Source organism: Pseudovibrio sp. Tun.PSC04-5.I4 (assembly GCF_900104145.1).
Taxonomy (GTDB): domain Bacteria; phylum Pseudomonadota; class Alphaproteobacteria; order Rhizobiales; family Stappiaceae; genus Pseudovibrio.
Genome location: NZ_FNLB01000004.1, coordinates 19,454 through 37,322, shown reverse-complemented (window position 1 = coordinate 37,322; position 17,869 = coordinate 19,454). Strand labels below are relative to the sequence as shown.

The following is a 17,869-nucleotide window of genomic DNA, read 5'->3' as shown; positions in this document are numbered from 1 at the left end:
AAACCATGCAGGACGGACCAAACAAGCGCAATCTTCGGAATCTGACACCGGAGCAACTGCTGAAAATGCGCAATCGCAGCACACTGACAGCAGTCCGCCGCGATGGAACCCCACTGCCACTTTCCTTTGCGCAGGAGCGGCTGTGGTTCCTCTCGCGCATGGACGGCATCGGAGCTGCCTACCACCTGGCACTCGGTTTGCGACTGCACGGACATCTGGAGACGCAGCACCTGCAGGCCGCTTTGGACCAGATAATTGCGCGCCATGAAGGCTTGCGGACCTCCATCTGCGAGCAAGATGGCCAGTTGGTCCAATGCTTCGAACCAGCCACTTGCGGCTTACCCTTGCGGATCCTGCAGGTGGCTCCCGGCAAGGACCCCGAGGCCGAGATCATCCGATTGGCCGAGGAGGAAAGCAGTCGCGCGTTTGATTTGGGCCATGGCCCTCTGGCACGAGCCTGTTTGATCCGGACCACCGACACTCACCACGTATTGCTGCTGGTCCTGCACCATATCATCTCAGATGGCTGGTCCAACGGACTGCTGCTGAAGGAACTTGGCGCACACTATTCGCATCTGGTAGAGACTGGTCACCCCGCGCCGCTGGATGCTCCCGCACTGGCCTATGCCGATTATGCTGTATGGCAGAAACAGCCGGAGCAGCACAAGAATTTCGAAAAACAAAAGGCCTACTGGAAGGATGCTCTGGCCGGAGCCCCGGAACGTTTACTTCTGCCCACAGACCGGCGCAGGCCAGCCCAACAAAGCTATGAGGGCGATTATCTTCCACTGCAGCTTGGCGAAGAGCTGTCGGCAAAGGTGCGCCAGTTGGCTCGCCGCTTTGGCATCACGCCCTATCTGGTTCTGATGGCCAGTTACGCCATTGTGCTCTCCCGTTTAGCCGGACAGGAGGATTTGGTAATTGGCACTCCCTCTGCAAACCGGGTCCGCAAAGAGCTGGAGGAGATGGTGGGCCTGTTTGTAAACACGCTGGCCCTTCGTTTTGACCTGAGTGACGGCCTGACCGTGGACCAGCTGCTCACCCGCATGCGTGAGATTTTTCTGGACAGTCAGGACAATCAGTCCCTGCCTTTCGAGCAGGTGGTCGAGGCCCTGCGCCCCCAGCGAACCCTGTCCTACACCCCTTTGTTCCAGGTTATGTTTGCCTGGCAGAACGTAGAGGCCGACCCCACCCGCTTTGCCGGATTAGACACCGAGCCGGCGGTGCTAGCGCGCACTGCTTCCCAGTTCGATATTACATTGGAATTGGTGGACAACGGGACGTGCATCTACGGCGGACTGGAATATGCAACGTCGTTGTTTGACAAGCAGACCATAGAACGGCTGGCTGGGTACCTCCGGCAAGTGGTCCGCTCCATCTGCGAACTGCCCGAGCAACCGGTTCATAGCGTGCCGCTCATGGATGATGCCGCCCGTGCCGCAGTGCTGGAGATATCCCGTGCCGTGCCGATGCCTGCTTCACCCATTCGGGCCATCCATCAGCTTTTTGAGGAGTGCGCCTCTCGTCATGGTGATCGAGTAGCCATCGTCAGCGGGCCGGCAGAACTCACCTATGACCAGCTGAACCAACAGGCCAACAAACTCGCTAAATACCTCTTAGAACGAGGAGTACGGACAGGCTCACGCGTGGCGGTCTGTCTGTCGGAGGGTCTCAATACAGTTGTTGCCCTTCTGGCTGTTTTGAAGAGCGGCGGGGCTTATGTGCCTCTTGATCCGGCGCACCCACCCGAGCGCCTTGGGTACCAGCTTGAGGACAGCTCTCCATTACTGGTGCTGTGTGATGACGGCTCTGTGCCTTCACTGGAGCCAAGTCAGACACGGGATACATTGGTTCTTTTGGACCGTGACCATGCCGCATGGCAGCAGTACAGCGGAGATAACGTCAGTGATGAACTGACCCGGCCTGTCAGCCGTGAAGATCTGGCCTATGTGATTTACACCTCCGGCACCACTGGTCGTCCTAAGGGTGTAATGGTGCCCCACAAAGGGCCAGCCAACCTGGTCGAGTGGTTCCGTCAACAAAAGCAGGTTACAGAAAACGACCGGGTGCTTCTGTCCACATCTATCACTTTTGACATCTCGGTTGTGGAGGTCTTTGCTACCCTTTCCTGCGGTGCCTGCCTTGTGGTGAGCGAGCGCTCACGCCTTTTGGAAGGTACCTATCTGGTGGAGACCATCCGCCAGCATTCGGTAACAGTGTGTCAGTTTGTCCCCTCGCTCCTCGGGTTCTTCCTATCGTGTGAGGGGGTTGAAACTTGCACCAGCGTGCGCTCGATCTTGTGCGGGGGCGAAGCCTTCCCCTCCCATCTGGCGCAGCGGTGCTTCGAGGTGCTGGGCCATGTGCGTCTGCAGAACCTGTACGGCCCGACAGAAGCCAGCATTTACTGCACAAAGCAGGACATTGACCCGAGTGCTAACTACCCGGCAGTTCTACCCATCGGGCAGCCCATTGCCGGCATGAAGATGTATGTGCTGGACCGGCATATGACATTGGTCCCCCGCGGTGTGGCCGGAGACCTTTACGTAGCTGGCCCCGGAGTTGCCATGGGCTATCTGAACCGGCCAAAGCTGACCCCAGAGCGCTTCGTTCCCAACCCACTTGTCCAAGGCGAACAGCTTTACAGGACCGGCGACATTGGCCGCTACATGAACGACGGCGCCATTGAATATCTGGGTCGTGATGATTTCCAGATCAAGGTCCGTGGCTACCGGATTGAGCCGGGTGAGATTGAACATGCATTGTGTCAGTGCGATGGGGTGACCAATGCAGTGGTCATCTCCTGGCAGGATGAAGCCGGGGAAGCTCTGCTTGTGACTTATGTGTGTACCACGAACGATGCGAGTTCACTGGACACAGCTGCTTTGCGCAGTTCACTGGGACGTCAGTTGCCGGATTACATGGTGCCAAGCCTTTATGTGCAGTTGGCGTCTCTGCCGCTGAGTGCAAACGGTAAGATCGACCGCAAACAACTGCCTGAGCCGAGCGGCATCAATGCCCCGGCTAGCCAAACCCATAAGGGACCGCAGACCCCGCTGGAAGAAGCTCTTGCTCAGATCTGGGCAGAGGTGCTCCAGTTGGAACACGTGGGCATGCAGGATAATTTTTTCGACATTGGCGGCCATTCCCTGCGTGCCACACGCATCATCGCACGCATGCGCGACGTACTCGGGATTGAGGTGCCATTGCGGGTCTTTTTTGAGCGACCCACCATCGAGCAAACGCTCTACTACATTTTTGAAGAGCTGGAAGCAGCCGAATATTCCTGACAGTGAAGAGGACAACCAGTGGCTTTGGGAGAAACCATGCAGGACGGACCAAACAAGCGCAATCTTCGGAATCTGACACCGGAGCAACTGCTGAAAATGCGCAATCGCAGCACACTGACAGCAGTCCGCCGCGATGGAACCCCACTGCCACTTTCCTTTGCGCAGGAGCGGCTGTGGTTCCTCTCGCGCATGGACGGCATCGGAGCTGCCTACCACCTGGCACTCGGTTTGCGACTGCACGGACATCTGGAGACGCAGCACCTGCAGGCCGCTTTGGACCAGATAATTGCGCGCCATGAAGGCTTGCGGACCTCCATCTGCGAGCAAGATGGCCAGTTGGTCCAATGCTTCGAACCAGCCACTTGCGGCTTACCCTTGCGGATCCTGCAGGTGGCTCCCGGCAAGGACCCCGAGGCCGAGATCATCCGATTGGCCGAGGAGGAAAGCAGTCGCGCGTTTGATTTGGGCCATGGCCCTCTGGCACGAGCCTGTTTGATCCGGACCACCGACACTCACCACGTATTGCTGCTGGTCCTGCACCATATCATCTCAGATGGCTGGTCCAACGGACTGCTGCTGAAGGAACTTGGCGCACACTATTCGCATCTGGTAGAGACTGGTCACCCCGCGCCGCTGGATGCTCCCGCACTGGCCTATGCCGATTATGCTGTATGGCAGAAACAGCCGGAGCAGCACAAGAATTTCGAAAAACAAAAGGCCTACTGGAAGGATGCTCTGGCCGGAGCCCCGGAACGTTTACTTCTGCCCACAGACCGGCGCAGGCCAGCCCAACAAAGCTATGAGGGCGATTATCTTCCACTGCAGCTTGGCGAAGAGCTGTCGGCAAAGGTGCGCCAGTTGGCTCGCCGCTTTGGCATCACGCCCTATCTGGTTCTGATGGCCAGTTACGCCATTGTGCTCTCCCGTTTAGCCGGACAGGAGGATTTGGTAATTGGCACTCCCTCTGCAAACCGGGTCCGCAAAGAGCTGGAGGAGATGGTGGGCCTGTTTGTAAACACGCTGGCCCTTCGTTTTGACCTGAGTGACGGCCTGACCGTGGACCAGCTGCTCACCCGCATGCGTGAGATTTTTCTGGACAGTCAGGACAATCAGTCCCTGCCTTTCGAGCAGGTGGTCGAGGCCCTGCGCCCCCAGCGAACCCTGTCCTACACCCCTTTGTTCCAGGTTATGTTTGCCTGGCAGAACGTAGAGGCCGACCCCACCCGCTTTGCCGGATTAGACACCGAGCCGGCGGTGCTAGCGCGCACTGCTTCCCAGTTCGATATTACATTGGAATTGGTGGACAACGGGACGTGCATCTACGGCGGACTGGAATATGCAACGTCGTTGTTTGACAAGCAGACCATAGAACGGCTGGCTGGGTACCTCCGGCAAGTGGTCCGCTCCATCTGCGAACTGCCCGAGCAACCGGTTCATAGCGTGCCGCTCATGGATGATGCCGCCCGTGCCGCAGTGCTGGAGATATCCCGTGCCGTGCCGATGCCTGCTTCACCCATTCGGGCCATCCATCAGCTTTTTGAGGAGTGCGCCTCTCGTCATGGTGATCGAGTAGCCATCGTCAGCGGGCCGGCAGAACTCACTTATGACCAGCTGAACCAACAGGCCAACAAACTCGCTAAATACCTCTTAGAACGAGGGATCGGCAGGGAAGATCGGATTGCGATCTGTATGGAGAAGTCCGCACAGGCCATCACGTGTCTGCTGGCCGTCCTCAAGGCTGGGGCTGCCTATATTCCGGTTGATGCGAGCTATCCGAGTGAAAGAATTCGTGCCCTGATTGAAGACAGTGATGCAAAATTAGTTCTTACGGATACACCCGGCCTCCGACATCTAGAGGCGGTGGTCAGCCTCTCCGGGCGTGTAATTGACGTCAACTCAGAGACCCGTGATTGGTTGGGATACGATGGGACGGATCCTGACGTAGAAATTCAACCCGACCAATTAGCCTATATTATTTACACCTCTGGCACCACCGGCCGCCCCAAGGGTGTCATGGTGGAACACCGTGCTTTATGGACGGTGAGAGATGCATGGGCAGAGCTTTACAAGTTTGTGGAACCACCACGCATTTTACAGATGGCGAGTTTCTCATTTGACGTTTTTACAGCCGATATCATCCGCGCACTGACCTTCGGAGGTCGCCTCATTTTGGTGGGGCAGGACCAGCTGGTAGACAGTGCCGCTCTACTCGAGCTTATGGATGACCAGCAAGCCACCTTTGGTGATTTTGTTCCCGCTGTTTTAGATAATCTGGTCGCTCACCTATCTGTGACGGAAAATACTGCCAGAAACATGCAAGTAATCGTGTGCGGCTCTGACCGATGGTCCCCAAAAGGGGCCTGCGATGCTCGAAAAGCATTCGGACCTGCGACACAGATTATCCATGCTTACGGGCTAACCGAAACCGCAATCGACTGCATTGCACTGGACTTACCGGAGGATTTTGGCCCCGATCAACATCTGCCCTTGGGCTCGGCCCTTAAAAACTACCAAGTCCATCTGATGGACCCGACCGGGCACCTTGCCCCCATAGGGATCATTGGGGAAATTTGCGTCAGTGGGGCGGGATTAGCCCGTGGCTACTTGAACCAGCCGGAGTTGACCGCACAACGCTTTGTAACGAGAAATATCGGAAAGCAGGTCCGGATTTACAAAACGGGAGATCTGGGTCGGATGCGGCCTGGTGGGACCATTGAGTTTCTAGGACGCAACGACCGACAGGCAAAATTACGTGGCTTTCGCATTGAACTTGGAGAGGTAGAAGCAACTCTTGCGACGCACCCTGCCGTAACCACGGCCATTTGCGCAATGAAGCGGCAAGGGGAATTGGAACAACTGATTGCCTATGTTGTGCTCAACGAACATGCAAAGGGAGGTGACCAGTCTTTCCTAAAAGAATACGCCGCAAAACAACTCCCGCACTTTATGGTGCCTGCGGGCATTCTGGCTATTGAAACAGTACCGTTAACGCTAAACGGAAAGCTCGATGTGCAGGCGCTTCCTGAGTGTGACTTGAGCCAGACAGCCGGCACAAACTTCGAGCCTCCGCAAAGCCAGACAGAAAAACGGCTCGCCCAGATCTGGTGCAAATTGCTCGGGATTACCGCTGTAGGGCGTTTCGACAACTTCTTCGCGCTTGGTGGCCATTCACTGCTGGCAGTTCGGTTGGCACATCTTGTCCGGGACATATTTTCGATCGAAATAGCTGCTACTTCGGCCTTCATTCATCCCACTCTGTCCGCTCTTGCTGTGGAAGTTGATAAGCTGGAGCCCGGTAGCCTGACTTCAATTACACAGGCAGACCGTTCGCAAGACCTTCCACTGTCCTATGCGCAGCAACGGCTTTGGTTCCTCGCGGAAGTGGACGGACGACAAAGCGATGCCTACCACATGCCTCTGGTTCTTGAACTGTGTGGCAATTTGAATGTGGGTGCTTTGTGCCGAACGCTGGAACAGCTGGTTGAACGCCACGAGACTCTCCGCACCCGATTTGTGCGCAAAGACGGTATCGCCTATCAGGACATCCAATCGGCAAAAATGTGGCAGATGGATCCGGTTGCGCAGGTACCAGAAGGGGAAACGCTGGCGGACTATATCGGCTCTCTGGTCGGTCAGCCTTTCAATCTGGAAACTGGCCCCTTGTTCAGAGCTCAATTGGTACGTCTGGATCACAGCAGACATGTACTTGTCATCGTCATGCACCACATTATTTCCGATGCATGGTCTATGGGTGTCTTCAGTCAGGAGTTGAGCACACTTTATAAAGGCCTTGCAGTTGAACAGAAGGTCTCACTCCCTCTCTTGAAAATCCAATATTCAGACTATGCCAAATGGCAAAGGGAGGAACTGGAGTGCGGGACGTGGGATGCACAAAAGGGCTATTGGCAGACCAAACTCAAAGATGTCCCAACTCTGCTGGAACTGCCGACAGATACCCCTCGCCCCAAACGGCAATCCTTCAAAGGATCACCGGTCTCAATTGAGCTGGATGCGCCTGCAACGGAAAAGCTCAAAAATCTGTCCAGCAAGTCCCAATGTACACTTTTTACGAGTTTGCTGGGCGCATGGGCGCTTACGCTTTCCAAGTTGGCAAACCAGCAGGACCTTGTTATTGGCAGCCCGGTTGCCAACCGGGACAATGCTCAATTGGGCAACTTGATAGGCTTTTTCGCCAATACACTTGCGTTGCGGGTGGATGCCGGAGCGGAGCTGACAGTTGAGGCCTTTATGTCTCGTTTGAACGGCACCGTTCTGGAGGCACAGAAACATCAGGACCTGCCATTTGAACAGGTGATCGAACATATTAACCCGGTTCGCAGTTTGGCCTATTCTCCGCTGTTCCAGGTTATGTTTGCCTGGGAGGGAGAAAACAACGATCGTTTCGAACTTCCAGAATTATCAGTCTCGCCAGTTCCACTTCACCATGGTGGATCGAAATTTGACTTGTTGCTATCATTGCAGGAAGAAAATGGCTGCCTGAAAGGCGCTATAGAATACGCCAGTGATTTGTTTGAAAAAGCTAGGATTGAGAAGGTCGCAGATTACTTCTGCCATATAGTTGACCAGCTCACGGCAGATGGGACTGCACAGCTCAAATCGCTACAACTCTTGACAGATAATGAGGAAGCACTGCAGCTTGAAGCATGCCGCCAACCTGTTGCTCCCTACCCAAAATTGGTTTGTATCAGCAAACAAATCGAGGCCCATGCGGTCCTATCTCCTGATGCGCCCGCAGTGATCATGGGCAGCACCGAACTTAGTTACAATGAGCTGAATACGCGGGCGAACCAACTCGCGCATATGCTGAAGCAGCGAGGAATTACCGAACAGCCCAACATCGCCGTTTGCCTGCACCGGTCCGCTGATATGATTGCGGCCCTGCTCGGTATTTTGAAAGCTGGAGCAACGGTGGTTCCTTTGGACCCGGCCTACCCAGCGGCGCGCCTGCAGGCCATTATGGAAGATGTGCAGCCAAATCTGATTATAACTGAAGAAGCGCTGGGGCTTTCTCTACTATCCAAGTATGCGGATATTACGCTGACCACAGAGGAGGTCGCTGACAAGCGCGGGCTTTTCCCTTCAAGTAATTTGGGAGGCACTCCTGCACCGGACCATCTGGCTTATATCCTTTATACATCCGGCTCCACCGGCAAACCTAAAGGGGTTATGCAAACACACCGGACTCTTCGCAATCTGGTGAGTTGGCAACTCCAGCAAGTGCCTGAGAATGAAGCCCCTGCCCGCGTCTTGCAGTTCGCGTCCCTGAATTTCGACGTGTCGTTTCAAGAGATTTTCTGCACCTTGTGTCAGGGGGCAAGCCTTGTGCTCATGAGCGACGAGCAGCGCAAGGATCTTGGAAATCTCGCAGGATTCATAAAATCGAACGGCATCGAACGTGCCCATCTGCCGTTTGCGGTGCTGCAACAGATGGCAGGGTTGTATGAGGCTGATCAATTACCAGATGGACCCGTCTGCGAGATCGTCACTGCTGGAGAGGCGCTTCTCGTTACCCACGGCCTGAAGGCACTCCTCAAGTCATTGGGCGGACGGAGATTTTACAATCAGTATGGCCCAACAGAAACGCACGTCGTAACCCAGCATGTGTTGGAGTGTGATCAAATGGAGGACTGGCCTTTATCGCCTCCCATTGGGACACCAGTCAACAATATGTCTGTTTTTATTTTGGACGAGGCAAAACATCCTGTCCCCACAGGGACTGTCGGGGAGCTCTATGTCTGCGGAGATAATGTGGCCCGAGGCTACTTCGGTAACCCTGCATTATCTGCGGAACGGTTTGTGACCCCATGGTTCGCATGGGAACACAACCAGCGCTTCTACCGCACCGGAGACCTCGCCTCTTATCTGCCCAATGGATCCCTCGCCTTCCATGGCCGTGCAGATGATCAGGTGAAATTCCGTGGTTTCCGTATTGAGCCGATGGAAATTGCCAGTTGCCTCTTGCAGATGGAGGGCATCCAGGAAGCAGCTGTGGTTCTGGACACAAGCATGGGGACAGAACATACCAGATTGGTTTGTTACTTCGTCGGGGCAGCGAAGGTCACCAATATGCGCTCCTACCTCAAGGTACGTCTGCCTGAGTACATGGTCCCGACAGACTGGGTGCAAATGGATGAACTGCCCATTACACCAAACGGGAAGCTAGATCGGAGGGCACTGCCCTCTCCTGATCGCGAAGGCAATGCAGATTTTATCGAGCCACAGTCGGAGCGAGAGAGAGATCTTGCCCGTATCTGGCAAACAGTGCTCAAAGTGGAGCGGGTTGGCAGAACGGACAATTTCTTTGATTTGGGCGGGCATTCGCTACTTGCCACACGGCTGATATATGCAATCAACAAGGAACTGTCTCTGGGGTTGTCACTCAGCGTACTCATAGAGAACCCAGTGCTTTGTGATCTTGCTGCGGTACAGAGCAGTAACGCACAGAACGAGCGACCCGTTGAGCAGATTTCGGCTGATAAGACAAATCGCTACGAGCCATTTCCACTTACCGATATTCAACAGGCCTACTGGGTCGGACGTGATAACGGTCTGGGCTTGGGCGGCGTCAGTGCCCACGCCTATGAGGAAATCGAGATCCCAAATCTGGATTTGGCAAGGTTCAATAATGCCCTGAACAAGCTTATCCAGCGCCATGACATGTTACGGGCAATCTTTGCAGACAATGGGACCCAGCGGATTCTTGAAACTGTCCCAGAGTACATCATCCAAACCGATGATATAGGCGGCAGAGCGCAGCGTGTAGCCGAGCGCGTTATCACAAGAAACCGTGAGGCGATGTCCCATCAGGTTCTAGATGCGCAGGAGTGGCCGCTTTTCGAGTTCCGTGCTGTTCTGTTAAATGATGATGTAACCCGCCTTCATATCTCCATGGATGCGCTCATAGTGGATGCGGCGAGCAGTCAAATCTTTTCACGTGAGTTGGCCGCGTTTTATGACGATCCAGAGCTTGATCTGCCACCACTGGAAATTACGTTCCGCGACTATGTGGTGCAGGAGCTGGCCTTACGGGAGGATTCACGCTATGAGGCCTCGCTCGTTTATTGGAGAGACCGCCTCACCACACTTGCGCCCGCCCCGGATCTGCCGCTTGTAAAGCAGCCGGAGAGCATCAGCAATCCGCGCTTTACACGCAGAAAGCTAACGCTTGAGGAACCGAAGTGGTCCGCCATTAAGGCAAACGGACGTAAGCACGGTATTACGCCCTCCGGCATCTTGCTCACAGCCTTTGCTCAAGTGCTTGCAAACTGGAGCCGGTCTCCTCGCTTTACTCTGAGCCTGCCAATATTTAACCGGCAACCGCTGCATCCCCACATCAACAATCTAATCGGCGATTTTACATCGATTGTCTTGCTAGAAGTGATGTCGGATGCAGGCAAGAGCTTCGTAGACAACTCTAAGGCCGTTCAGCGTCAGCTCTGGAAGGATATGGACCACAGCGAAGTAAGCGGTGTTCGGGTTCTAAGGGAATTGACGCGTCAACGCGGCGAACAACAAACCGCTATACCAATTGTGTTCAACAGCACGCTGGTGGAAATGATCCCGGATCAGGAAGAAATCACTCTGTCCTCCGCAATGGATGCCCGCAATGTGCATACCATTACCCAGACCCCGCAAGTTTGGCTGGATCACACAATAATGGAGATAGACGGCGAGCTTTATTTCAACTGGGACAGCATCGACGAGTTGTTTCCAGATGGCATGATGCAGGAAATGTTTGCTGCCTACAGCTTGTTACTCGAAGAAATTTCTGAGCCAGATCGCTGGAACGACCCTGCCCGACCCTCGTTCCCTTTTTGGGATGGAACCTCTGCGTGTGAGCAACACTGGCCTTTGATGCAGGACCTGTTTGATGAGCAGACCCGAAAAACACTAGCAGCACCTGCAATCATCTCCGGCAAACAGGTTCTTTCCTACGAGATAGTTCGAAAGCGTGCCCGAAATCTTGCGGTTCACTTGCAGGAGTGTGGGCTGAAGAGCGGAGATCTGGTTGCTATCAAGATGAGACCAGGCTGGGAGCAGATTGTTTCTGCCCTCGCTATTCTTTATGCAGGCGGGGCCTATCTTCCAATTGATCCCGACCTGCCCACAAGCCGCATTGATGGAATTTTGAAGCATACCAACGCGAAACTTGTCTGCGTCAAAACAGACCAGACTGATAAGCATAAAGGATTGCCGGATCAAACCTTTATTGTAGATGTAGGTTGTGAGCTTGATGGTTTTTTGGGAAGGCTCCTTCGGAAATCTGAGGCCAATGCTGAAGACCTCGCTTATGTCATATTCACATCCGGCTCCACTGGTGAACCCAAGGGTGTCATGATTGACCATCGCGGAGCTGTTAACACCCTTCTTGATATCAACCGTCGCTTGAATGTCGGCCCGGAAGACCGGGTCTTTGCAATTTCTGCGCTTGGGTTTGATTTATCGGTCTACGATATCTTTGGACTGTTAGCCGTGGGCGGCGCAATTGTCGTACCCGATGAATCTCAGACCAAAGATCCTGCTCATTGGCTTGACTGCATGACGCAACAAAAAGTGACTATCTGGAACTCTGCCCCGGCCCTGCTTGGCCTCTTGGCGGACTATGCGGAGAGTGAGCGCAAGAACATCGGGACTGACTTGCGTCAGGTGATGCTATCTGGCGACTGGATCCCCTTGGGCCTGCCGGACCGCGTGCGTGCTCTCGCACATGACACAAAAATTCTCAGTCTTGGCGGTGCGACCGAGGCCTCTATCTGGTCAATTTGCTTCCCGATTGAGAGCATCGCGTTTGATTGGAAAAGCATCCCCTACGGCAAAGCTTTGGACAATCAGCAGGTTTACGTTCTGGATGATAATTTGGGGATACGGCCTTGCTGGGTTCCCGGAGAGCTTTACATCGGCGGCATCGGGCTGGCCATGGGCTACTGGAAAGATGAGGAGCAGACGAACGAGCGCTTCATAAACCATCCCCATACCAAAGAGCGCCTGTACCGGACCGGAGACATGGGCCGATATATGCCTGATGGAAACATTGAGTTCCTTGGTCGTGTCGATACACAAGTCAAAGTGCAGGGCTTTCGCATCGAACTCGGCGAAATTGAAACTGTTCTGAATACCCATGGCTCTGTGAAAACCTCTGTTTTAAAGATGTTCGGGGAAGCTCAAGGTGACAAACAGCTGGTAGGCTATGTTGTCCCTGAAGGCGACAGCGTTGATATAGACGTGTTGCTGGAACACCTGAGGGCTCATCTGCCTTACTATATGGTGCCGCAAAATTTGCTGGAAATTGAGTGCATCCCCATATCGGCAAACGGCAAAGTAAATCGAAAACAGCTTCCCGAACCACGCCGGAGTATTCAGGTAAAGCAAACCTTTGAACCGTGTGGCTCACAAGAAGAAAAGATACAAGAGATCGTTGCGCGCACGCTTAAGCTGGATCAGGTGGACAGCGGGGCAAACCTGTTACAACTGGGAGCGACTTCAATTGATATTGTTCGCATTTCCAACGAGTTGTCGAGCACTCTCTCCTTCCGACCTCCGCTCGCCAAATTCATGGCGAACCCAAGCCTTGCAACGCTTGTTGCCATGTACAGGGAGCAGATGGGGCCTGCTGAGAACGAGGTTCAGCCGCAGGGGGAACCCTCTGATATTGCCACAATCGAGGACCCGCAAGAACGTCAGGCCTTTAAAGAGAGGAATGTCGGGCTCCGGCAGTTCACCAAACAGCACATGGTCGTCTCTCTGGCAGCACCATCTCAAAAAGACTTCGACGAGTTTGATGCTTACCGATCCGTTAGACAGTTTATTCAAGATCCGGTTCCTAAAAATCGCTTTGAAGAACTGCTCGCTACACTGCGCCGTAATCAGGACGTAGATGCCCCCAAACATCTGTTTGCCAGTGCGGGCGGGCTGTATCCGGTACAAACATACATCTACATCAAGCCGGATCGCGTGCAGGGAGTAGCAGGCGGGGCCTATTACTACTGCCCCAAAGAGCACGCACTCTTTTCGACGGGGGATGGCCAGCACCTGAGCGAAGATGCCTATGACTACTTCGTCAATCGCCCGACTTTCGGTGAAGCAGCGTTCACAATCTATTTCATTGCAGAGCGGCAGGCTATCGAGCCTCTCTATGGCGAAATGAGCGAGCAGTTCTGGCTGATCGAAGCCGGAGCAATGGCACAACTGCTAACCATGAGAGCTTATGATGTCGGGTTAGGGCTCTGCGGGATCGGGTCCATTGATGACGAGGTTCTGCGGAATTTGTTCCAGCTGAGATCAACCCATCAGCTTGTCTATTCCATGATTGGCGGAACACCAAAAGTCGACCAGAGCCGCCGCCATACCATCGAAAACTTTGCTGCTAACCCCACCTCGCCAAACATTGATGACGAGGAAATGGAGGAGTTTGAAATATGAAGGCCCAACAACTCCTTGATTATTTCTCCCGCCATAACGTGCACATAGCGGTGGATGGAGAAAAGCTTCGGATCAAAGCCCCAAAGGGATTTCTAAGTTCGGAATTGGCCGCAGCTTTGAAACTGGAAAAAGTGGCCTTGATTGAGTTGCTGACCCGACAGAGGGAGGAGGAATGCAACGCTGGCACTCCGCTCTCACCGTCGCAGCGGCATTTGTGGTTTCTGCATCAACTGGATCCGGAAACCCCGTCCTACAACAACCCCATTGCCATAAAAATCACAGGCCCCCTGAACGTCAAAGAGTTACATCGCGCAGTTAATGCTGTGGTGGCGAGGCACGACATGCTGCGAGCCCGGTTTACATCCCGAAACGGGGTCCCCTCGCAAACGTTCCCATTGGCCGTAGAACTGGATTTGGACCTCATAAATCTTAGTAGTTTGGCACAGGAGCATCAGGAAATTGCTTTGGCTGGGGCTATACAGGCTGATGCCCGGATGCCGTTTGATCTGGACACCGAGCCTATGGTGCGCACTAGCTATGTGAAACTATCCGATGCAGAGCATGTTTGGCTGGTAAACCTGCACCACATCGCGGCAGACGGTTGGTCTATCGGCCTTTTCTTCAATGAGGTAACCGCTCATTACAATGGTTTGAGAACCGGAACGCAACCAGATGTACCGGCACTCATCATGCAATATGCAGACTATGTTACACATACCCAGAAAACCCATGGCAGCTCTGAAGAACCTCGGCAAACAGCTTATTGGATAAAGCAACTCCAAGGTCTCCCAGATGCCTTGGATCTACCTACAGATTTCCTAAGACCAGCTCAACAAACCCATAATGGGGCCCACTATGAGCTAGAGCTGGACGAAGACCTGAGCGCACGTCTTCGCCAATTTTGCACCCAGCGTTCTATTACACCGTTTGCGCTCTTTCTCGCGGGTTTTTCCGTTATTCTCTGGCGTTACAGTCAGCAGGAAAACATTTGCATTGGCACTTCCTTTGCCAACCGTCATCTGGCCGAAGTCGAGCCACTCATCGGCCACTTCATCAATACGCTGGCGCTTAAGGCAAATGTGAGCGCATCGATGAAGTTCGAGGATCTTGTTACCCAAGCCCAGACAACCATACTGGAGGCATTGGACAATCAGGAAATTCCTTTTGAGCGTGTTGTGGAGGCCGTAAATCCTGAACGCTCAGCAACCCACTCTCCTCTGTTTCAGGTGATGTTGATCTATCAAAACGTGCCCGGTAGTACCTTGCAAATGGAAGAAGTAGAAACGTCTGCGTTGACGACAGATAGTCAAACCGCGAAATTCGATATCACCCTAGAGGTATTCGAGCGAGGGCAAATTTTCAGCTTCGGGTTCGAGTATAATCGAGATCTATTCACACAGCGACGCATCCAGCGGTTAGCGGATCATCTATCCTGCTTCCTGTCTGATGCAGTTACCAGACCGGCAACACCCGTCAGTGAACTCAACTACATTACACCGGAAGAAACCCACCTGCTGACAGAGGTCTGGCCTAAGGGCGAAACTCAACCGTTTGACGCTGAAACCATTGAAGACGCAATTGAGGCGCAATGCCTTCGCACACCAGATGCACTGGCGGTGGTGTTTGGCGAACGTGTCATGAACTACGCGACTTTGAACGCACAGGCCAACCAGCTTGCTCAGCACCTTCAAACCTTAGGGGTTGGTACTGGCAGCCCCGTGGGGCTTCTCTTCGAGCGCTCCATTGAGCTGGTTGTTGCAATGCTGGCTATTCTCAAGGTAGGTGGCCATTTTGTCCCTCTCGAGCCCGGTCTCCCAATCAAGCGATTGGAATATATGGTCGAGGATAGCCAGCCGGTCCTGATCGTGTATCACGACGCAACCTCCGGGATACTTACAAGGCTCGATGAGGCTTGCGGGATTCACTCTCTTCTGTTGAACGGGGACCAGTTGAAAGTCATCGCGGACACGTATGACCCAGTAAACCTGCCCGCAAAACCCCATAATGCCGATAGTCTTGCCTATATCATCTACACCTCCGGCTCTACCGGAGTGCCTAAGGGGACTAAGCTCACCCATCGCGGGCTGGTGAATCTGACTGAATGGAGTTGCCGGACCTTTCCATTTTCCACTGGTGATGTACTTCTACAAAAAACACCGATGGGATTTGACGCCGCTGTCTGGGAGTTTTTCTGGCCGCTTACCACTGGTGCCTCTCTGGCATTGGCACCGCCTGAATCTCACACATCTCCCTCAGAATTGGTCCGCTTATGCGCGGCACACAACATAACTGCAATCCAGTTCGTACCAGCAATGCTAGATCTTTTCCTCGATGTGCCGGAACTTGCTGCATGTCCCCAGCTGCGCGATGTTTTCTGCGGTGGAGGAGAACTGGGCGGGCCGTTACTGCGCAAGTTTGCGAACAAGATGCCCTGGGCGCGACTGCACAATGTCTATGGTCCAACCGAATGTACTGTAGACAGCACATGGCACGCGATCACACCTGATGATCTCGATTCCCTATCTGCGCCTATCGGGAAGCCCATTTCCAATACATCTGCCTACCTGCTGGATGAATATGGTGCTCCTGTACCCGTCGGGGTTCTGGGGGAGATTTATATTGGCGGTTCTGGCTTATCATCTGGATATCTTAACGCTCCGCAGCTAACAACTGAGGCTTTCACCCAAAGCCCGTTTGAGGAAGATGAGCAGCTATACCGAACCGGAGACCTTGCCCGTTACACCGAAAACGGTGATCTTATTTTTGCTGTTCGTAAAGACAATCAGGTCAAACTCAATGGGTTCCGTATCGAGCTTTCCGAGATTGATGCTGTCTTTTCGCAGGTCTCGCAGTGCCAAAACTGTGCCGCTCTCGTTGTTCACCGGGAGGATACCCCAGCTCACCTCGCCCTTTGTTATACTAATGTTCATGGAGAACCTCTGCCTGAAGAGAGCCTGAAATCAGATCTTGGGCAAGCCTTACCTGCCTACATGGTTCCGAACCAGTTGCTTCACATAGATAGCATTCCGCTAACTAACAACGGCAAGGTGGACTATCAAGCGCTTGAGGCGCTCCTCCTTGATACTGATGCTGTGTTCAAGGTCAATCAAGAGAGTCCGAGAGACCACATCGAGCTCCAAATCTACAACATCTGGAAAAAGGTGCTCCTGCACCCCTCTATCGGCATCAGTGACAATTTTTTCCATGTGGGCGGCTCTTCCATCGCTGCTATCAAGGTTGCTCATCGTGTCGGTAAGCTCTTCAAAGTTAGCGTTCCACCCAAGGTTTTCATCGCAAACCCGACGATTGAGGCACTCGCAACTTGGATCAGAACAGGAGCCGCAGATGATAGTGATCTCGACAACCTCATCACGTTCCGGGAAAGCCGCAGCGGCAAACAGATTGTATGCATCCATCCTGCTGGCGGAACAGGCTTTTGCTATCTCTCGTTGGCCAAAGTACTGGCTGACGACATCGGCATTTATGGCCTGCAATCGCCGGGTTTAAACGCAGGGGAAGACCTTCTGCCGTCCATCACAGTAATGGCTGAAGCTTATCTGAGCCGAATTGAACACATCGCAGATGACCAAATCGTTTTGACTGGGCTTTCCTTTGGTGGTTACGTCGCCTTCGAAATGGCCCGTCTTCTCAAAGCCCGTGGCAACAACAACGTCAGCGTGATCCTGTTGGATACGCAAGGGTTTGAAGAGCATGAGCGAGAAAGCCTTGCGCCAGTTGGTTTGCAAGAGTTCCGCGACAAACTCGTTAAGTTCAATGGCATGTATCCCGGCATCGAAGATGGGCAAATCCAGCGGTACTATGAGGTCTACAACCACAATCGCTCTTGTGTGCCCAGCTATGACTGCCAGCCACTTGAAGCGCGGGTTGTGTTCATTCAGGCTTTAGGAACGCTAGACAAAACCTACCTGCACGAATTGCGCAAATTCTGGATAGAGAGAGTGTCCGGGAGTTTCATGACCAGGTTGGTCCGCGGGGATCACTGGGAGCTATTGGAGTCCAGCGAGATCCAACGAGTGACAAAAGCCATCTACCACGAGTTCCATTTGTTCGAGTTGCAGGCAACTACTCCCGCAGGCGTTGTTGCCTCCGGTGTTCGTAAGACTGTGAGCGCCTAGGAGGGT

General features: G+C 53.7%; 3 protein-coding genes. All 3 read left to right on the top strand.

Features of this window, described 5'->3' with window-relative positions; all coding sequences use genetic code 11:
• Positions 1 to 5 precede the first annotated feature (5 nt).
• Genes BLS62_RS03845 through BLS62_RS03835 form a run of 3 tightly spaced genes read left to right on the top strand, consistent with a single transcriptional unit; the run spans position 6 to position 17,863 of the window.
• A complete protein-coding gene (locus BLS62_RS03845) occupies positions 6 to 3,287 on the top strand; it encodes a non-ribosomal peptide synthetase (protein ID WP_143521502.1) in 3,282 nt (1,093 codons plus the stop codon).
• A 36-nt stretch (positions 3,288 to 3,323) separates the two neighbouring features.
• Positions 3,324 to 13,727: a non-ribosomal peptide synthetase gene (locus tag BLS62_RS03840; protein ID WP_143521501.1), complete on the top strand. Its 10,404-nt coding sequence runs from the start codon at positions 3,324 to 3,326 to the stop codon at positions 13,725 to 13,727.
• Positions 13,724 to 17,863, top strand: coding sequence for a non-ribosomal peptide synthetase (locus tag BLS62_RS03835; RefSeq protein WP_093177269.1), 4,140 nt, complete (start codon positions 13,724 to 13,726; stop codon positions 17,861 to 17,863). Before BLS62_RS03840 ends, BLS62_RS03835 begins: the two co-directional genes overlap by 4 nt.
• Positions 17,864 to 17,869 lie beyond the last annotated feature (6 nt).